17 protein-coding genes are annotated in these 18,472 nt (G+C 68.6%); 9 read left to right on the top strand and 8 right to left on the bottom strand.

Features of this window, described 5'->3' with window-relative positions:
* From rbbA to ABFG95_RS11355, 4 genes are read right to left on the bottom strand one after another with little or no spacing between them, the layout of a single operon-like run.
* Positions 1–2,754 (bottom strand): ribosome-associated ATPase/putative transporter RbbA, encoded by a 2,754-nt coding sequence (gene rbbA, locus ABFG95_RS11370; protein ID WP_348995864.1) that lies wholly within the window; start codon positions 2,752–2,754, stop codon positions 1–3.
* A complete protein-coding gene (locus ABFG95_RS11365) occupies positions 2,754–3,821 on the bottom strand; it encodes an HlyD family efflux transporter periplasmic adaptor subunit (protein WP_063582118.1) in 1,068 nt (355 codons plus the stop codon). Before ABFG95_RS11365 ends, rbbA begins: the two co-directional genes overlap by 1 nt.
* On the bottom strand, positions 3,818–5,311 hold the full coding sequence (locus ABFG95_RS11360) for an efflux transporter outer membrane subunit (RefSeq protein ID WP_348995863.1): 1,494 nt from the start codon (positions 5,309–5,311) through the stop codon (positions 3,818–3,820). Before ABFG95_RS11360 ends, ABFG95_RS11365 begins: the two co-directional genes overlap by 4 nt.
* Before the next feature lie 2 nt (positions 5,312–5,313).
* Positions 5,314–6,834: an alpha/beta fold hydrolase gene (locus ABFG95_RS11355; protein WP_348995862.1), complete on the bottom strand. Its 1,521-nt coding sequence runs from the start codon at positions 6,832–6,834 to the stop codon at positions 5,314–5,316.
* A 227-nt stretch (positions 6,835–7,061) separates the two neighbouring features.
* On the opposite strand from ABFG95_RS11355, the gene ABFG95_RS11350 reads away from it, so the two are divergent.
* Together ABFG95_RS11350 and ABFG95_RS11345 are read left to right on the top strand one after the other, a co-directional pair.
* Positions 7,062–7,664: a TetR/AcrR family transcriptional regulator gene (locus ABFG95_RS11350; protein WP_049076280.1), complete on the top strand. Its 603-nt coding sequence runs from the start codon at positions 7,062–7,064 to the stop codon at positions 7,662–7,664.
* Positions 7,665–7,781: 117 nt separating this feature from the next.
* Positions 7,782–9,365, top strand: coding sequence for an EAL domain-containing protein (locus ABFG95_RS11345; protein ID WP_332849323.1), 1,584 nt, complete (start codon positions 7,782–7,784; stop codon positions 9,363–9,365).
* A 4-nt stretch (positions 9,366–9,369) separates the two neighbouring features.
* On the opposite strand, the gene ABFG95_RS11340 is transcribed toward ABFG95_RS11345, so the two are convergent.
* Complete coding sequence (locus ABFG95_RS11340; RefSeq protein WP_049076277.1) at positions 9,370–9,612, bottom strand: hypothetical protein; 243 nt, start codon at positions 9,610–9,612, stop codon at positions 9,370–9,372.
* Positions 9,613–9,708: 96 nt separating this feature from the next.
* Between ABFG95_RS11340 and ABFG95_RS11335 the strand changes: the two genes are divergently transcribed.
* The 3 genes from ABFG95_RS11335 (at position 9,709) to ABFG95_RS11325 (ending at position 11,066) form a co-directional block, all read left to right on the top strand.
* The gene (locus tag ABFG95_RS11335) at positions 9,709–10,362 is read left to right on the top strand and encodes a hypothetical protein (protein WP_175144805.1); all 654 of its coding nucleotides are present in this window, start codon (positions 9,709–9,711) and stop codon (positions 10,360–10,362) included.
* Entirely contained in the window at positions 10,362–10,595 is a 234-nt protein-coding gene (locus ABFG95_RS11330) for a helix-turn-helix transcriptional regulator (RefSeq protein WP_054414955.1), read from the top strand. The genes ABFG95_RS11335 and ABFG95_RS11330 overlap by 1 nt, the downstream gene beginning before the upstream one ends.
* A 90-nt stretch (positions 10,596–10,685) precedes the next feature.
* Positions 10,686–11,066 carry a DUF4156 domain-containing protein gene (locus ABFG95_RS11325; RefSeq protein WP_049076271.1) on the top strand — a complete coding sequence of 127 codons (381 nt, stop codon included), beginning with the start codon at positions 10,686–10,688 and terminating at the stop codon, positions 11,064–11,066.
* A 33-nt stretch (positions 11,067–11,099) separates the two neighbouring features.
* Here ABFG95_RS11325 and kch read toward each other — a convergent pair whose 3' ends face one another.
* Both kch and ABFG95_RS11315 read right to left on the bottom strand, forming a co-directional pair.
* Positions 11,100–12,311, bottom strand: coding sequence for a voltage-gated potassium channel protein (gene kch / locus ABFG95_RS11320; protein WP_049078117.1), 1,212 nt, complete (start codon positions 12,309–12,311; stop codon positions 11,100–11,102).
* 423 nt (positions 12,312–12,734) lie between these two features.
* Complete coding sequence (locus ABFG95_RS11315) at positions 12,735–13,550, bottom strand: winged helix-turn-helix domain-containing protein (RefSeq protein WP_049076269.1); 816 nt, start codon at positions 13,548–13,550, stop codon at positions 12,735–12,737.
* Between the two features lie 679 nt (positions 13,551–14,229).
* Here ABFG95_RS11315 and ABFG95_RS11310 point away from each other — a divergent pair.
* Positions 14,230–14,625, top strand: a complete 396-nt coding sequence (locus ABFG95_RS11310) for a helix-turn-helix transcriptional regulator (protein ID WP_081330259.1) — start codon at positions 14,230–14,232, stop codon at positions 14,623–14,625.
* Here the strand turns inward: ABFG95_RS11310 and ABFG95_RS11305 are convergent.
* Positions 14,606–15,805 (bottom strand): acyltransferase, encoded by a 1,200-nt coding sequence (locus ABFG95_RS11305; protein WP_332909646.1) that lies wholly within the window; start codon positions 15,803–15,805, stop codon positions 14,606–14,608. The genes ABFG95_RS11310 and ABFG95_RS11305 overlap by 20 nt on opposite strands.
* A gap of 253 nt (positions 15,806–16,058) precedes the next feature.
* On the opposite strand from ABFG95_RS11305, the gene ABFG95_RS11300 reads away from it, so the two are divergent.
* The 3 genes from ABFG95_RS11300 to ABFG95_RS11290 all read left to right on the top strand — a co-directional run bounded on the left by ABFG95_RS11300 (position 16,059) and on the right by ABFG95_RS11290 (position 18,448).
* Positions 16,059–16,589, top strand: a complete 531-nt coding sequence (locus ABFG95_RS11300; protein WP_049076264.1) for an META domain-containing protein — start codon at positions 16,059–16,061, stop codon at positions 16,587–16,589.
* Positions 16,590–16,804: 215 nt separating this feature from the next.
* The gene (locus ABFG95_RS11295) at positions 16,805–17,599 is read left to right on the top strand and encodes an META and DUF4377 domain-containing protein (RefSeq protein ID WP_059272601.1); all 795 of its coding nucleotides are present in this window, start codon (positions 16,805–16,807) and stop codon (positions 17,597–17,599) included.
* Between the two features lie 96 nt (positions 17,600–17,695).
* The gene (locus ABFG95_RS11290) at positions 17,696–18,448 is read left to right on the top strand and encodes a sulfurtransferase (RefSeq protein WP_312477079.1); all 753 of its coding nucleotides are present in this window, start codon (positions 17,696–17,698) and stop codon (positions 18,446–18,448) included.
* Positions 18,449–18,472: the final 24 nt, after the last annotated feature.

Raw genomic sequence — 18,472 nt, 5'->3', positions numbered from 1 at the left:
TCAGGTCTCCTGCTTTCTCAGAAGCAGCACCGACGCGCCCAGGATCACGGGGATCGCGACGATCAGAGGCCAGAACGACCCCTGCAGGTTGGAGAAATCCAGCGCCTTGCTGAACACGCCGCGGCTGATGGTGAGCATGTGGGTGGCGGGGTAGACCTGGCCGATCAGCTTGCCGCCGCCTTCCAGCGACGACACCGGGTTGAGCAGGCCGGCGAACTGCACCGCCGGCACCAGCGTGCCGATCATGGTGAAGAACAGCGCCGCGATCTGGCTGCGGGTGAAGGTGGAGGCCAGCAGCCCGATGGCGGTGGCCACCACGTTGTAGATCAGCGCGGCCGCCAGCAGCGTGAGGAAGCTGCCGGTGATCGGCACGCCGAACAGCGTCACCGCCAGCAGCGTCATCAGCAGGAAGTTCAGCATCGCCAGCGCCACGTAGGGCGCCTGCTTGCCCAGCAGGAATTCCAGCCGCGTCACCGGCGTGACGTACAGGTTGATGATCGAACCCAGCTCCTTTTCGCGCACTACCGCCAGCGCGGTCAGCATGGCCGGCATCATCAGCAACAGCAGCGGGATCACGGCCGGCACCATGGCCGGCAGGCTGCGCACGTCGGGGTTGTAGCGAAAGCGCGTCTCGATGCCGACCTGCTGCGTGGCGCCGGCCCCCAGCCGTTCGCGCGCCTGCTGTTGCAGCCAGCCCTGGTGCATGCCCAGCACGTAGCCGCGGATGGTCTCGGCGCGCTGCGGCATGGCGCCGTCGATCCAGACGCCGATCTGGGCATCGCGGCCGCGCGCGGCGTCGCGCGCGAAACCCTGCGGAATCTCGATCGCCAGCGACAGTTCGCCGCTGCGCATGCGCGCATCCATGTCCTGGTAGCTGGTGATCGGCGGCTGCTCGATGAAGTAGCGCGAGCCGGCCAGATTCAGGCTGTAGTTCTGGCTCAGCGCGGTCTGGTCGCGGTCCATCACCGCGTAGCGCAGGTCTTCCACGTCCAGGCTGATGCCAAAGCCGATCACGAACATCAGCAGTAGCGAGCCGGCCAGCGCCAGCGTGGCGCGCACCGGATCGCGGCGCAGTTCCAGCGCCTCGCGCCACATGTAGCTGAACATGCGCTGCAGGCTGAAGCCGCGCGGCGCGTGCACCGGTTCCGGTACTGGCGCGCCGGGCGCCGGTTCGATTGCCGGCGAAGCGTCGCGCGCCGTGCCCGCGCCCGCGTCGATCAGGTAGGCGATGAAGGCTTCCTCCAGCGTCTTCGCGCCGCGCATCCGGGTGATTTCGTCGGGAGCGGCACTCACCAGCACCTTGCCGGCGTGCATCAGCGACATGCGGTCGCAGCGCTGCGCCTCGTTCATGAAATGGGTCGAGATGAAGATGGTGACCTGGTCCTGCCGCGCCAGCGCGATCAGCAGGCGCCAGAAGTTGTCGCGCGCCACCGGGTCCACGCCCGAGGTCGGCTCGTCCAGGATCAGCAGCTCGGGCTTGTGCACCATGGCCACCGCCAGCGACAGGCGCTGGCGCACGCCCATCGGCAGCTTCTCGGGCAGATCGTCCAGCGCTTCGCCCAGCTCGAAGCGCGCCACCATTTCGTCCACGCGGCCGGGGATGTCCGCTTCGGGCACGTGGAACAGGCGCGCGTGCAGCACCAGGTTCTGGCGCACGGTCAGCTCGCCGTACAGCGAAAACGCCTGCGACATGTAGCCGACCCGGCGGCGCGTGTCGAGGTTGCGCGGATCGACCTCGGCGCCGAACAGCCAGGCCTGGCCTTCGCTGGCCGGCAACAGGCCGGTCAGCATCTTCATGGTGGTGGACTTGCCGCAGCCGTTGGAGCCCAGAAAGCCGAAGATCTCGCCCTTGCGGATGCGGAAGTTGACATGGTCCACGGCGACGAAATCACCGAAGCGCATGGTCAGGTCGCGCGCCTCGATGGCGATGGGCGCGTCATCGCCCAGCGCCAGCGGCGTGATCTCGACGGGCTTGTGCCCGCGCCGCTTCTCTTCGGGCAGCAGCGCGATGAAGGCGGCCTCCAGCGAGTCGGCCCCGGTCCGCTGGCGCAGTTCGTCGGGCGTGCCGGTGGCCAGCACCCGGCCGTCGTCCATGGCGATGAGCCAGTCGAAGCGCTGCGCCTCGTCCATGTAGGCGGTGGCGACAATCACGCTCATGCCAGGGCGTTCGCGCCGGATCTGATTGATCAGGTCCCAGAACTGGGCCCGCGCCAGCGGGTCGACGCCGGTGGTGGGTTCGTCCAGGATCAACAGGTCGGGGTCGTGGATCAGCGCGCAGCACAGGCCCAGCTTCTGCTTCATGCCGCCGGACAGCTTGCCCGCCGGGCGCGACAGGAACGCGGCCATGCCGGTGCTGCGCGTCAGGCTGTCGATGCGGCGGCGGCGCTCGGCCTCCCCATGGCCGAACAGGCGGCCGAAGAATTGCAGGTTCTCTTCCACCGACAGGGTGGGGTAGAGATTCTTGCCCAGGCCTTGCGGCATGTAGGCGATGCGCGGGCAGACGTCATCGCGGTGGCGCTTGTCGGCCATGTCGCCGCCCAGCACCTCGACGGCGCCTTCCTGCACCGCGCGCGATCCCGCGATCAGCGCCAGCAGGCTCGACTTGCCCACGCCGTCCGGGCCGATCAGGCCGACCATGCGGCCGGCGGGGATGTCCAGCGAAATGGCGTCCAGCGCCAGCGTCTTGCCGTAGCGCAGCGATACCCCCGACAGCTTGACCACCGGAGCGGGGGAGGCCGTCGTGGTCGCGGCCATCACGGCACCTTGACTTCAAGGTTGGCGGGCCACTGCGCGTCGGCATCCAGTTTCAGCCAGGCCACGCCGGGCAGGCCGGTCTTGACCTGTTGCAGGTGCTGGCGCAGCAGTTCGGGATCGATCTGCGCCTTGACGCGGAACATCAGCTTCTGGCGCTCGGTGGCGGTCTCGACGGTCTTGGGGGTGAACTGCGCGGTGCTGGCCACGAACGACACCTTGGCGGGAATCACGTACTGCGGCGCCGCGTCCAGCACGATGCGCACGTCCTGGCCCAGCGCGACGCGGCCGGCCGCCTGTTCCGGCAGGAAGAAGGTCATGTAGACATCGGCCAGGTCGACCATGTTCAGCACCTTGCCGCCCGCGCCCAGCACTTCGCCGGCCTGCGCCACGCGATACTGCACCCGGCCGTCGCGCGGGGCGCGCAGCTCGCTGTCGGCGATGTCGGCCTCGATGCGGGCGATGGTGGCCAGCGCCGCGTTGACCGCCGACTGGGCGCCCACCTGCGCCGCCTTGGCGGCGTCGATGGCCGCCTGCGCCGCCTTGACCTGGGCGCGCGCGGCGTTGACGGCGGCCTGCGCGCTGCGCATGCGGGCGCGGTCGTCATCCAGTTCCTGGATCGACGAGGCGCCCTCCCTGGACAGGGTCTCGGAGCGCGCCAGGCGCCGGCGCGCGGCGTCCAGCTCGCTTTCGCGCTGCGCCACTACGGCCTCGGCCGCCAGCTTGTCGCTCTCGCGCTGCGCGATCTGGGCGCTGGCGCTGGCGGCGTTGTTGATGGCCTGCTGGTGCTGCGCGCGCGCTTCCTCGCGCTGGGCCTGCAGCGTGTCGATCTGCATGCGGGCCAGCGGCTGGCCGGCGCTGACGAAATCGCCCTCGGCCACCAGCACGTCCTGGACCCGTCCGGCCAGCTTGGTGGCGACGTCGACCTCGGTGGCCTCTATGCGGCCATTGCCGCTGACGAAGCCCGCGCCGGGGCCGGTGTCGGACAGCAGGCGCCAGCCGTAGTAGCCGGCGGCCGCCACGGCCACGATCGCGAGCAGGGGAATCAGTTTTCGGGTGGGCAACTTCATGATGCGGATCCTGTGTTGAGCGGCAGGGGGCCAGGCGGGGGCGCGGGCTGGGCGGCGGCGCGCGCCTGCGTGCCGCCGCCCAGCGCGGCATACAGGCCGACGCGGGCAGACAGCAGCGCGCGGCGGGTCTGCACCAGCGTCTGCTGCGCGGCCAGCAGGTCGCGCTGCGCGTCCAGGACCTCCAGATAGGGCGAGGCGCCGTGGTCGTAGCGCAGCTTGGCCAGGCGCGCGCGGTCGGCCTGCGCGTCCACGGTGGCGCGCAATACCTGGACCTGTTCGGCCAGCCACCGGCGCGCCGATAAGGCGTCGGCAACGTCCTTGAAGGCGCCCTGGATGGCGCGCTCGTAGCTGGCCACGGCCTGATCGCGCCGGACTTCGGCCAGGTCGAGATTGGCGCCGCGGCGTCCGGCGTCGAAGATCGGCAGGTCAATGCTGGGCGCGAAATTCCAGGCGCGGCTGCCGCTGCCGAACAGGCCATCCAGCTCGGCGCTGGCGGTGCCGAATGCGCCGGTCAGCGTGATGCGCGGAAAGAAGGCGGCGCGGGCCGCGCCGATGTTGGCGTTGGCCGCGCGCAGCTGGTGTTCGGCGGCGACGATGTCGGGCCGGTTGGTCAGCAGGTCCGACGGCAGCCCCGCCGGCAGGTCGCGCATGACGCTGTCGTCGTCCAGGCCGGCGCGCGGCAGCGGCAGCGTCAGGGGCTGGCCGGTCAGCAGCTCCAGCGCATGGGCCTGGGTGGCGCGGGCCTGTTCCAGATCGGCGCTCAGCGCCCGGGCCTGCTGCCACAGCGTCTCGACCTGCGTCAGGTCCAGCTTCGAGATCGAGCCGACTTCGTAGCGCCGGCGGAATATGCGCAGCGACTCCTCGCGCGAGGCGATCGTCGCGCGCGTCAGCGCCAGTCGCTCATCCAGTTCGCGCAGCGACAGATAGCTGTCGGCAACCTGCGCGATCAGGGTCAGCGTGGCGGCTTCGGCGGCGGCGTCGGACGCCAGGTAGTTCTCCAGCGCGGCGTCCTTGAGGCTGCGCACGCGGCCCCAGAAGTCCAGCTCCCATGCCGCCATGCCGACGCCGGCCTGGTATTGGCTGGCCACTTGCGGCTGGCCGGTGACGTTCAGGTCGCCCGGGGTGCGGGCGCGGGTGCCGTCCGCGCGCAGGCCGATGGTGGGGAACTGGTCGGCGCGTTGAATGCCATAGAGCGCGCGCGCCTCCTCGACGCGCAGCAGGGCCACGCGCAGGTCGCGGTTGTGCGCCAGGGCGTCGCCGATCAGCCCTTGCAGCACGGGATCGGTGAAGTAGCCGCGCCAGTCGATCCGGGCCGCACTCAGCGCCGCGCCGCCGGGCGTGGCGGCCTGGTCGGGGTAGGTGGCGGCCACCGGCGCCGCGGGCCGCGCGTATTGCGGCGCCATCGACACGCAGCCCTGCGCCAGCAGCACGGCCAGGGCCACCGGCGCCAGCCGGGCGGCGCGCCATCGCGAAAGGGGGCGGCGGGTCATGCTCATTTCTCCATCACATAAGCGCCGGGCGCGTCGTCCAGCGCGGGATAGCCTCTGCGCGCGGCGCCCAGGGCGGGGGGGCGGACCGGCTGGCCGGACAGCGCGTCGAGCCAGCCGCGCCAGTGCGGCCACCACGAGCCTTCATGTGGCGTGGCCGCCGCCAGCCAGGCCTCCGGGGTCAGCGCGGGCTGTCCCGCCGCGCGCAGCAGGCTGCGAAAGCGCCGCCGCGGATGGCCCGGTTCGCTGACGATGCCGGCGTTGTGGCCGCCGCTGGTCAGCACGAACGTCAGCGCGGCCGGCGACAGGCCGTGCAGCTTGTAGACCGAACGCCACGGCGCCACATGGTCCGTCTCGGTGCCGACGCAGAAGATCGGCAGGCTCAGGTCCGCCAGTCGCACCGGTCGGCCATCCACGGCGAAGCGGCCGGCGGCCAGGTCGTTGTCCAGGTACAGGTGGCGCAGGTACTGGCCGTGCATGCGCGCGGGCATGCGGGTGGCGTCGGCGTTCCAGGCCTGCAGGTCGGTCATGGGGCGGCGCTGGCCCAGCAGGTATTCGCTGGTCATGCGCGACCACACCAACTGGCGTGCGCGCAACAGTTGGAACGCGCCGCTCATCTGGCGCGCCGGGAAATAGCCCAGCGCCGTCATTTCGGCCTCCATCAGCGCAACCTGGAAGGCATCGATGAACAGGCCCAGCTCGCCGGGTTCGCTGAAGTCGGTCTGCGCCGCCAGCAGGCTCAGGCTGGCCAGGCGGCGGTCGCCGTCGCGCGCCATGGCGCTGGCGGCCATGGCGAGCAGGGTGCCGCCCAGGCAGTAGCCCGTCGCATGTACCCTGGCGCCGGGCACGATGGCCTCGATCGCCGCCAGCGGCTCGCGCACGCCCAGGCGCAGGTAATCCTCCAGGCCCAGATCGCGATCGGCCGCCGTGGGGTTCTTCCATGACACGCAGAACACCGTGTAGCCCTGGCCGACCAGATAGCGGATCAGCGAGTTGTGGGGCGACAGATCGAGCACGTAGTACTTCATGATCCAGGCCGGCACGATGAGGATCGGCTCGGGCCGCACCCGGCCGGTCGCGGGCCGGTACTGGATCAGCTCGGCCAGGTGATTGCGCAGAATTACCTTGCCGGGGGTGGCGGCAACCTCGTGGCCAGGGCGGAACTGTTCGGCGCCGGCGGGCGGCAGCCCGGCCCACTGGCGCAGGCCGTCCTCCCAGGCGTGGCAGGCGCCGCGCAGCAGGTTGGCGCCGCTTTCTTCCAGCGTCCGGCGCCACACCAGGGGATTGGTATAGGGATTGTTGTCGGGCGCCAGCGGTTCCAGCCACTGGCGCGCGGCGAAGGCCGCCAGCGCGCGCTGGTGCGGGTCGGCCAGGGGCAGGGCGCGGGCAAACGTGTCCCAGCCCTGCTCGGCCTGCATGAAGCCCTGGCACCACAGCGCAAAGGGCCACTGCCGCCAGGCGTCGTCATCGAACCGGCCTGCGTGCGCCGCATTCTGCTGGGGGGCTGGCGGGGGCGTGATCGGCATGAGGGCTCCGGGGCGCACGGGGGCGGGATTGCCTCGCGTGGGGACGGATCGTCGCGCAACCGGGCTTGTGGCCTGGCGTCGGACAAATCCGACTTCGAAACCATTGTGCCGCCGCTGGCCTGATCAATCCTTGATCAGGATCAAGCTAACGACTGACCGGTCGGTTTTTAATGGAGCGGTTGGCCGGCGGTGCGTCCGCGCGCCAATTCGCACAGGGAGCAGTGGTGATGAGCACGCAACGTCTGCGTCTCCCTCCGACCGTGCGCGTCGGGCAGATCCTCGACGCCGCGCTGCAGGAGTTCTCGGCCGCCGGCTATGCCGGCGCCCGCATGGACGACATCGCCTTGCGCGCGGGGTTGTCCAAGGGAGGCCTGTACGCGCACTTCGCCAGCAAGGAAGAGGTCTTCGAGGCTCTGCTGGCGCGCTACCTCTGTCCGCCCCGTCTCGATGCCCGCGCCCTGGTCGAAGGCTCCTCCAGCCCCCGCCACCTGGCCGAGCGGCTCGTCAATCATCTCTATGCCAGCCTCGCCAACCCCGCCATGATCGCCGCCATGCGCCTGCTGCTGGCCGAAAGCCTGCGCGTGCCGCACCTGGCGCGCCGCTGGCGCGAACAGACCGCCGACGCCCACCAGGCCGACATCGCGCAATTGCTGGAACTGGCCCGCGCGCGCGGCCTGTGCGGTGATGGCGCCGCGTTGCGGCACCCGTGGCTGCTGTTGTCGCCGGTGGTCCACGCCATCTTCATGGCGATCCTGCTGGGACCGGATGAACGCCTCAACCTGCCGCAGCGGCGCGAGGCGCACGTGGCGCTGATCTGCGATCTACTGTAGCGACACGCACGGAAATCCGCCCGGCATGGCCGCCGAGCGACGGCGCCGTCATGATGCGCGGGGTGCGGCCTCCCTGTATCCTTGCGTCACCCCCACGACTGACGCTGCGAGGACGATGTGCCCACTTCAGGAATGACGGTCCGCGTGCCGTCCTGGCGCTATTTTCCGGTGGCGCTGGCCCTGGTGCTGCCCGTGCTCGGCTGCATCGGCTGGACCTGGCTGCACGCGTTGAGCACCGAACGCGCCGAGGCTGCCACGGCGGGGCGGATCGTGCGGGTGCAGACCGAGCAGATCCTGGCCCGCGCCCTCGATATCCTGCCGCGCGTCACTGCCCTGTCGGCGCAGCCCTGCCAGACCGCGCGCGCCGACCTGTATCGCTGGGGCACGCTCAATCCGTATTTCCGTTCGCTGTTGCTGGTCAAGCAAGAACACATCTATTGCTCGTCGGCCCTGGGCGAGGTGGACTACGAGACCGGCGCGTTCCACCGCTGGCCTGTCGGCACGCCGCCGACGCAATGGTTCGTCAGCGTGGCCGGCACACCGCTGGCGCCGGAGCGGTCGGCCCTGCTGCTGGGCATGGCCGGCGAGGACGGCCGGGGCGGCGTGGTGGTGGTCGACGGACGCTACGTCCAAGACCTGCTCAACGCAGTGTCGTCGCTGGGGGCTTACCAGCTGGAGGTCTCGTTGGGCGGCGGCGCGCCCATCCGCAACGACGCATGGGGAGCGGCCGCCGTCGAGCGCTTGTTCGAGTCGGCCGAGCCGGTGGCCGGCCACGGCGACCTGGTCGTCAGGGTGATGGCGCCAGCCGAAACCGTGGTGCGCGCCTGGCAGCAGCTGCTGCTCACGTATCTGCCCGTCGCCATGCTGTGCGGCGCATTGCTGGCCTTCGGCGCCTACCGGCTGCAGGTGAACCGGCAATCGTTCAAGGAACAGCTGCGCCGCGCCATGCTGGCCGACGAGTTCCATGTCGAGTACCAGCCGGTGTATGGCCAGGCCACCGGCCGCTGCGAGGGCGCCGAGGCCCTGATGCGCTGGGACCGGCCCGGCGTGGGGGCGGTGCGGCCCGACATCTTCATCGCGGCGGCGGAGGCCGAGGACATGATCGTGCCGCTGACGCAGCATCTGCTCAAGCTGATCCAGCGCGACATGCAAGGCTGGGCGACGCCGCCGGACTTCCATATCGCCGTGAACGTGGCGCCCGAGCACCTGTCCTGCCCGACGCTGGTGGCGGACGTGCAGGCCTTTCGCGCCGCCATCCGGCCGTCGTTGATGGTGCTGGAAATCACCGAGCGCAGCCTGATCACCGACAACGGCCAGGCCCGCGCCAACATCGACGCGCTGCGCGGACAGGGCGTATTCGTGGCCATCGACGATTTCGGCACGGGCCATTGCTCCCTGTCGTACCTGCAGAAATTTCCGGTCGACTATCTCAAGATCGACAAAGGCTTCGTGCAGGCCATCCAGGCCGATGGCGAAGAGGCGCCGGTGCTGGACGTGATCATCATGCTGTCGCACCGGCTGGGCTTGGCGGTGGTGGCCGAAGGGGTGGAAACGCCGCAGCAGTTCGATTACCTGACCAGCCGCGGTGTGGCCTTCATCCAGGGCTACCTGTTCGCGCGACCCATGCGGTCGGCCGATTTCGTGCGCTGGTATGCCGAGAATGCGGGCGCGCCGCGCATGCGCGGCGCGCCGCCCGGTTGAGGCGCTAGCGCCAGCAGGCGCAGTCCGCGCCATCGTGGACGAACGGCACCGTCAGGCGCGGCAGGGTCAGCAGCGAGAAGCGATTGCTGAACGACCACGGGCCGGCCGCGCGCGGCGCGTCGGCCTGGGCGTCGCACCGGCACGCGTGCTCGCGCGCATCATCGCCATTGCCACAGGCGCAAGCCACCGCCACCCCCAACAGCAGTAGCGCGGCGAGCAGCGCCAGCGCCGCGAGAGTGAGTTTCATGATTTATCTGTCGTGATAAAAAATTATTGTAAAACGATAATTTATTGCTACACTACAGCAACCTAATCATCCGAGCAACGTGTTCCGGAGCCTCCCTTGGCCGCAGCGCTGACTTCCTCGCCGACCCATGAATCCGCCATTGCCGCCGAGGGCGGCGCACGGCTCGACCGCATCCGCCGCCTGTCGCGTTGGATGCGCGGCCTGCTGATCGCGGCCGCGGTGCTGCTGGTGACCGCTCTGGTCGCCATGTGGTTCTTCACCTCCGAGGCGGTGCTGGCCCGGGGCATCTATTCTTTCCTCGGTGTCACGGCGGCGGTGCCGGCGTCCGAGGGCGTGCACATCGGGCTGGCCTCGCCGGCCAGCGTGCCGCGCCTGCAGTTGGGGCCGGGCTACCGGGTGCTGGGTTTCGCGCTGTTCGGCGTGCTGGCGGGGCTGGCCTTGCGCGGCATCGCCCATGCCTATGCCATGTTCGCCGACTTCGGTCGCGGCGACGTGCTGACCGTCGCCAGCGCGCGCCGCCTGCGCGGCATCGCCGTGTTGGTCACCGTGTTCAGCGCGGCCGTGCCGGTGCTCAAGACGGTGCTGGTGCTGGCCCTGACGCTGGCCAACGGGCCGGGCGGACGCCACATGCTCATCGACATCGATGTCAGCGACATCCTGCTGGCCCTGCTCGGCGGCCTGTTGTTCTCGCTGGCCTGGGCCATGGAAGAGGCGGCCCGGGTCGCGGAAGAGAATCGGGGTTTCATCTGATGGCGATCATCGTACGGCTGGACGTGATGCTGGCGCAGCGCAAGATGAAAGCGCGCCAGCTGGCCCAGGAGATCGGTATTACCGAGCCGAACCTGTCGCTGCTCAAGTCGGGCAAGGTCAAGGGCATGCGTTTCGATACGCTGGAGCGCATCTGCGAAGTGCTGCAATGCCAACCCGGCGACCTGCTCGAATACCAACCCGGCCCGGCGCCGGGCGATGCAGAGCCCGACTGACGTCATTCCCCTTTTGTGGCTTTCCGTTCCAGCGCCCGGTTTGCGGCCAGGCGCCGGCTTTCCACGTCCTTTTGATGGATGCCTGCTGTCATGCAAACTCTGTCCGCGCTGTCCCGCGATACGTTGCGCCTCGCTTCCCTCCTGGCCTGCGTCGCCACGCTGGCGGCCTGCGCGCCAACCGCGCTGGCGCCAGGCGCCGCCGCCAGCGTGCGCATCACCCACAACGAGCCCGGCAAGGAGTGCGTATTCCTGGGCGACGTCACCGGCAGCCAGGGCAATTTCCTGGCGGGGGCGATCACCTCCAACGCCGATCTTGAGACGGGCGCGCGCAACGACTTGAAGAACCGCGCCGCGGCGATGGGTGGCAACGTGGTGTATCTGTTGACGCAGCGTGCCGGCCAGACCGGCGGCAAGGACCACCTGGAGCAGACCAACGTCACGCTGTCGGGCAACGTCTACCGCTGTGGTTGACGCCGTGGGGAACGGCGCGCCGCGCCGGCCGGATCAGCCGGCCTTGGCCTGCGGCGCGGCCTTGGCGAAGAACAGGTCAGTGATGGACTGGCTGTCCAGGGGTTCGCCGTTGATGGTGCGCGTCAGCAATTCAGCGCCCAGCAATTGCACCGAGAACACCAGGTCGGGCTGCACCCGGCGGATTTTTTCGAGGTGCTTGCTGGTGTTGACCAGGGCCACGGTCTTGGCGCCCTGTTCGCCGGTGGCCTCCTTGGCGGCCAGCACGATGAAGGCGTTTTCGGCGTCGTCCTCGCGCAGCGCCAGCACATAGCGCGCGCGGGCCACGCCCGCGCTGCGCAGCACCTCGACGCTGGACGGATCGCCTTCGATCAGGTCCGTGGCCGCCGGGTATTCCTGCGGCGCGCCGGCGGGCACGATGACCGTGACCTCGTCGCCGCGGCGGCGCAGGCCGTCGTAGACGCTCAGGGCCAGTGGCGTGGCGCCGGCAATGATGATGTGGTTTTTTCTCATGGCGTTGGAAAACCGGCCCTTGACCAGCCGCTTCAGGTTGCCGCCGATCACCGGGCCGGCGATCGCGCTGACGGAGGTGGCGAAGACGGTGATGCCAAGAATGATAATCGACGCGGTGAACAGCCGCGCCGCGTTGCTGTGCGGCGTGATGTCGCCATAGCCCACCGTCGACATCGAGACGATGGAGAAATACAACGCGGTCGCCGCGTCCTTGATGGGCGGGTTGAATTCCTCGCCCAGGTACAGCGTGCCGAACACCGCGTAGATCAGCAGCGACACGATGCTGACCAGGGCGAAGAGCGAACCCGCGGTCACGCTGGCGCGGTCGAAGCGGCGCCAGTAGGCGACCAGCGCGACCACCAGCACCAAGGTATAGATGCCCAGCCCGGCCCGTCCGCCCTCGCCCAGGATGGCGAAGGTGCCGATGCCGATCAGCAGCACCAGCGAGAAGGCCCACGCGATGCGCGCCTTCAGGATCAGCCCGATGGCGATGATCTGCAGGCCCACGCCCAGCACCAGTCGCGGGATCTCCAGCAGGCCCACCACCTGCATCACGTCATGCCAGTTGTCCAGCGCCAGCCAGAAGGAATATTCGCGCGCGCGCACTTCGCGCAGCACCGGATGCATGAAGGCATACCCGTCCAGAGCCACCAGGATGGCAAGGCACCAGTTGGGCGGAACCAGGGAGAACACACGGCGCACGCGGCGCGCGAGACCGGTCAGGGGATTGAACATGGCGGGGGCATCCTTTGCCTGCATTCTATAGGCGCCCGCGTGGAGCTTGCTATATCCAATATGTATAGAAGGCTATCAACAAAGAATTACTTGAATCGGGCCCGACGTCCTAAACTTCTTTCATCACGCGGCTATCCGAAAGGAACGCCGCTGATACGGGCGATAAGCCCGCCAGCAGCCAGGGCGGACAAATCCCCGGGCGTTATCACGCTGCAGCTTGGGTGGGGACTAGAGACCCCGGCCGGGCTCACGGCCAGTCCGTGCGTGAGTAGTATGAGGCACGAATGTTGGAATCGCGTGATCTAGGTAGAAGGCATCAGTGCCGGCTGATGACTCCAGGCTCACGTGTTGTTTTAGCGCGGCGTCTTACCTTCGGGGCAGCGCCGCGTTTTTTTCGCCTCGCGCCAGCCGCCCCATAGCGTATCAATAAGATGGCGCGTTCGCATCCACCGTGTCGCGGCGCCAATCCTCCTGTCCTTCCGGACGACCTTCCTCCCCAGCCTCCCGCGGATCCAGTTCCAGCGCGATATCCGCCGCGAACATGTAGCCCCAGCCATGCACGGCGCGGATCGGCAGCGTCATGTGGTGGGCGGTCGCCTTGCGCCGCAGGCGGCTGATCATCACATCGACGAAGCGGCGCCGCGTGATGACGCCGTCGGCATCCTCGGCCCCGTCTGGATAGAAGGCATCGCGGCTGACCTTGCGGTCGGGCGCCTTGACCAGCCGTGTCAGGAAATCCCGTTCGCCCGTGGTCAGCCCCAGGCTGCGGCCGACGGGGCTGATCAGGGTCCAGCCCTTGTTGGCCAACCGCCAGGTTTCCTGTTGCGGTTCGTCGTGCGCCGGCTCGACCACCGGGTCGGACAGGTCCAGGCCGACGGCGCGCCGCACCAGCGCCTGCAGCACCGCCGCCAGCTCCAGTCCCGTCACCTCCGGCGGCAGGCAGGCATCGGCGCCGCACAGCAGGGTGCGGATGCGGTTTTCCTGGGAACCGAACGGCGCGATGGCGACGATGCCCAGGCTGCGGTCGATGGCGCGCAGCCGCACGGCGGCGTTGTGGATGTCCGGCAGGGGCGCTTCCAGGATGACCAGCGGACTGGGGCGGCGCGAATAGCGGTCGTAGACGTCGGCCAGGTCGTGGCAGCGCCGCACGCTGAAGCCCAGATGCGACAGGGCCTCGACCAGCCCGATGTGGTGGGCGCCGTCGCGGCCGAGAAAGATGACATCGAGGGTGTTGTTCATGGATGCCAGCCTGCGCCTGCGACCGCGTGATTCCTGCGTGTCATGCCCCTCTCCCTGTGCTGCGCCATGATGTGGCGGCATCTGGCGGTGTTGTCTGGTGGCGGGCGAAGGTCTGAACTGTGTTGATCCGCGTCTGGGCCGCGGCGGCGGTCGGGGTCTGGGCGGCGCTTGGCTCGGGCGCGTTGCGCCCTGGCCGCCGAGGATCCGATTCCGCATGGAAGTCACGCCCGTGTTTCATTTAAACACGGGCGTGTTTTTTTGTGAAGATAAGTTTCTGTAGTTTCTGCTGGTAACAGTAACGGTGGAGCGTATTGCCGCGAAGCGCTTGAAACGCTGTTCGTTTGTGCCGCTGCGACAATAAGATATTAAGTATTACCGATACATTATTTTCTATTTTCAATCCCGGAAAGCACATAAACTCGCCCGGATTTATCCCCGCCGTGCGGCCATCGGGCGCGCGAGGAGAGCTCGGGCGCGCATCGCGGGCATGGACGCAAGCCGATGATAGCAATGGTTTTTTTTGCGGTGCCGCGAAGCGGGTCGCGATGGCGCGGCGGTGGGGACGGGCGTGGGCCGCGGGGCTTGCCGCGATTTACGGATTAGCCACGGAATTGGGGTGTAATCCGTTTATTTGACGGCAGTATTGAGATGTTTTAATCAAATAAATAAATTCATATTAATGTCTCAGGTTGATCGATTGGACACGTTTAGCCATCGTCTGCGCAATGCAAGAATGCTTCAGGGATGGACACAGAAGGACTTGGCAGTCGCGAGCAACCTGTCGCAAAGCGCCATCGGCAACTATGAAAGCGGCCAGCGCCTGCAACCCTCCAGCGATGCGCTCATCAAGCTGACCCGCGCGCTGAGGGTCAATCCCATGTGGCTCAGCACCGGCGAGGGGCCGATGCTCGACGCCGGTCATGCCGAAACCGTCGCCAGCGCCGACGGCCGCGCCGAAGCGCCGCCCTGGCCTTTCGAAACGGTGTCGTACGCCACTTATGCGCGCCTGAGCCTGCAGGAGAAGCGCCAGATCGAACAGGTACTGGCGGCCTACATCAAGGCGCGCGGCGAATAGTCGAAGGCGCGCGAGGCATCGTTCCCGCGGCCGCGCCGGCCGCGCGCGCCTGGGGCCGCGGCGCGCCGGCGCGTGTCGCGCCCGCCACGGGCGCCGGTTCCTCCGGCGTGACGTTGGCCGGCGGCGCGCGGCGCAGGCGCCGGCGCAGCCGCTCCACCGGATCGGCAATCAACGTATTCAACAGCGCCGCGAAGCCGATACAGCCGGCCACCACCAGCGCCGTGAACATCGCCGGCTGGCGCACCTGCGTGCCGTCAAGCAGCCAGTCGAAGAACAGGATGACCAACGCGTGGCAGATATAGATCGGGTAGCTCAGTTCCCCGATCACCTTGTCCAGGCGGTGGCGCGACTGGAACAGGAAGGCTAGCGGCAACAGCGCGGCAAACAGCAGCACCGCCAGGCCGTCGCGCACCGTATGCGGCAGGCCGATGGAAAAATGCGCCAGCACATACAGCAGCAGCAGTCCCGTGCCCACTTCGGGCAGGCGCGGCGCGCGCGCCATCCACGCCTGCCAGCGCGGCAGCAGCACCTGGTGCGACAGCGAACCGGCCAGGAACAGCGCCAGTTCGGTCGGGAAGAATCGGTAGGTCCACGGATCGCTCACGCCGATGCCGCTGGCCACCAGCGCCACGCGCAGCGCCAGCGACGCGACCAGCAAGGCCAGCAGGCGCCGGGGCGAATGCAGCACGAACGGCGCGATCAGGTAGAAGCTCAGTTCCACTCCCAGGGTCCAGGCCTGCGGCACCAGCAGGCCTTGGTACAGCGGCACGTCGCTGTGCGCAAAGCTGCCGGTGAAGGCCAGCGCCCCGTGCTCGATGCCAAAGAACATCAGCCAGTCCTGCCCCAGTATCACCAGGTTCGACAGCGCCAGGAACAAGGTGGCGGCCAGGGGCAGGCCCTCGTAGACGCGCCAGAATGCGGCGCCGCCGTTGCCCGCATAGGCCAGCAGGGTCAGCGCCGCCACCGCCAGGTAGACCGGGTACAGGCGCAGCGCGCGATTGGCGTAAAAACGGCCGGGCGCGCCGCGGTAGTGGTCGGTGGCCGTCAGCACATAGGAAATCAGGAAGCCCGAAATCACGTAGAACAGCTGCACCGCCAGGCGTCCTCCCACCAGCCAGTCGGTGGTGCCGCCGCCCAGGTGGTCGAGCACGACGGACAGCGCCAGCAAGGTTCTCAGCATGCCCATCGCCGTGTCTCCGGAAATTGTCTTGGTCGTCGGCCGGGCCGTTGCCGGCCATGCGCGAGGCGTCAGCCGATTCTGCGCGCCACGGCGGCCCGCCGCCATGCGGCATACGATGCACCCCTTCCGGCGCGCGGCGTAACGCGCCCCGCCCCGCGTGCAGCTTTGGGATTCGGCTGTCGGGAGGAGGGCACGGGACGTGCTGAGCCCATGCGGTTACAGTCGAGGCTGTGTCTTTTCAGGAGTGCTGTCCATGTTTACCTTCCTGTCTACGCCTTGCCGGCTGGTCGGCGCCGGAATGCTGGCCGTGGCGCTGGCCGGTTGCGCCGGATCCACCGGAGGCGCGCGCGCCGAGGGCGCCGCCGCCGCCAACGCGGCCAGCAGCGCGGATTCACTGGCCCAGACCAGCTGGGAACTGGTGCGCTGGACGCAGTCCGGCGGCGCCCTGCGCGAGATTCCGCACGGCGACAACGGCGAGCCGATCCGCCTGACCTTCCTGGCGCAGGGCAAGCAATACCGGGTCGAAGGCTTCTCGGGCTGCAATCGCTACATGGGCAGCTACAAGCTGCAAAGCGGCAAGCTGGCGATCGACGCGCCCGCCGCCACGCGCATGGCCTGCGTGCCGGCGGCCCGCGCCGCGCTCGAAAACGACTACCTGCGCGCCCTGGGCGCGATCGACACGTTCACGCTGGACAGCGGCGGCGCGCCGCGCCACCTGACCTTCAACCTGCGTGGCGGCGACGTGCTGGAATTCGAGCGGCGCCAGGACCCGCCGACGCCCTGACGCCGGTTCCCGTGGGCGGGACGCCGGTCCATGGCGTGAAGAACCCCCCGGGTGGCCCCGCCCACCCCCCCATGGCCTGAAGGGAATGGGGCAGGTGTTTCAGTATGTTTTGCGGCGCCGGGCCGGCGTCCGTGCCGCGCCTACAATTGGCGCTGCCGGCTGTCCGGCTGGCGCGCCGCGGCGCGCACCCCTGGTTTCTTGCGGGAGAGATTTGCATGTCCTTGTCCACTTCCTGGCGCTGGATCGCGCCTTGCGCGCTTGGCCTGACCCTGGCGGCCTGCGCGGCGCCGCCACGCACCGCCGACGGACGCGACCCGCGCTTCCAGCCGGCCGCCGCCTCGGACGTGCTGGCGCAGACCAACTGGGACCTGGCGCGCTGGACCCGCCCCGGCGGCGCGCTGCGCGAAATCCCGCATCCGTCCTCCAATTCGGTGCCGCTGACCATCGGCTTCATCCATGACCAGGGCGCCACGCGCGCCACCGGTTTCGCCGGCTGCAATACCTACAGCGCGCCCTACACCGTCGCCAACGGCCAGTTGATCATCCAGTCCAACCCGGTGGCGACGATGAAGGCCTGCGCGCCGGTCAACATGAAGCTGGAACAGGAATTCCTGGCCGGCCTGACGCGCATCACCGCCACCTCGTTCGACAACACCAGCAATCCGCAGCGCATGACCTGGGCCTTGAGCAACGGCGATACGCTGGATTTTGGCCGCCGTCTCGATCCGGTCGCCGGCGGCCAGGTGGGCGCGACCAAGCTGGTCTACGTCAACGCCGAACGCGTGCCGTGCAACGCCGGCGCCGGCCGGGCCATGTGCTACCAGGTGCGCGACACGCCGACGCAGCCGTGGCAGCTCTGGTACGGCGACATCACCGGCTTCAATTTCCAGCCCGGCATCCGTTATCGCCTGCGCGTGGTCGAGGTCAGGGACCCGAATCCGCCGGCCGACGCCTCGGGCCTGCGCTGGGTGCTGGATACGGTGGTGGAACAGGAAATCGTGCGGCGCTGAGCCGGGGAGGCGGGGGCCGCGCTTGACCCGCGACAAGCGGGCCGCGCGGGGCAGCGATTACTATTACGGCCTTCGCCGCTTTCGTCCCGCTTTGCCATGTCTTCCGTCGTCAATATCGCTGCCTACAAATTCGTCTCGCTGGACGCGCTGCCCGAACTGCGCGCCCGGCTGCTGGCCGAGGCCGGGGCGGCGGGCCTGAAGGGAACCATCCTGCTGGCGGAGGAAGGCATCAACCTGTTCCTGGCGGGCGCCGCCGATGGCATCGACACCTTCCTGCGCGGCTTGCGCGGCGATCCCCGGTTCGCCGACCTGGAAGTGAAGTTCAGCCACAGTGCCCAAGTGCCGTTCCGCAAGCTGCTGGTGAAGATCAAGCGCGAAATCATCCGCATGAACCACCCGACGATCCGGCCCGAGGCCGGCCGCGCCCCGGGCGTGGACGCCAGGACGCTGGCGCGCTGGCTGGAGCAGGGGACCGACGACAGCGGACGCCCGGTGGTCATGCTGGACACGCGCAATGCCTTTGAAGTCGACGAGGGCACCTTTCGCGACGCCATCGACTGGCGCATCGACCGCTTTACGCAGTTCCCGGCGGCGGTGCAGGCGCATCGCGCCGAGCTGGAAGGCAAGACCGTGGTCAGCTTCTGCACAGGCGGCATCCGCTGCGAGAAGGCCGCGATCTACATGAACGAGGCGGGCATCGAGAACGTCTACCAGCTCGACGGCGGCATTCTCAAGTATTTCGAGGAAACCGGCGGCCCGGGGTTCGACGGCAAGTGCTTCGTGTTCGACGAACGTATTTCGCTCGATCCCGCGCTGGCGCCGAGCAAGGACCGACACAGCCAGGACTGACGCAGCGTCCGGCGCATCCATCGC

It is taken from the genome of Achromobacter sp. HNDS-1 (genome assembly GCF_040084795.1).
Taxonomy (GTDB): Bacteria; Pseudomonadota; Gammaproteobacteria; order Burkholderiales; family Burkholderiaceae_B; genus Achromobacter; species Achromobacter ruhlandii.
Note: the sequence above shows the minus strand (reverse complement) of the source record. Positions and strands in the feature narration are given on the sequence as shown.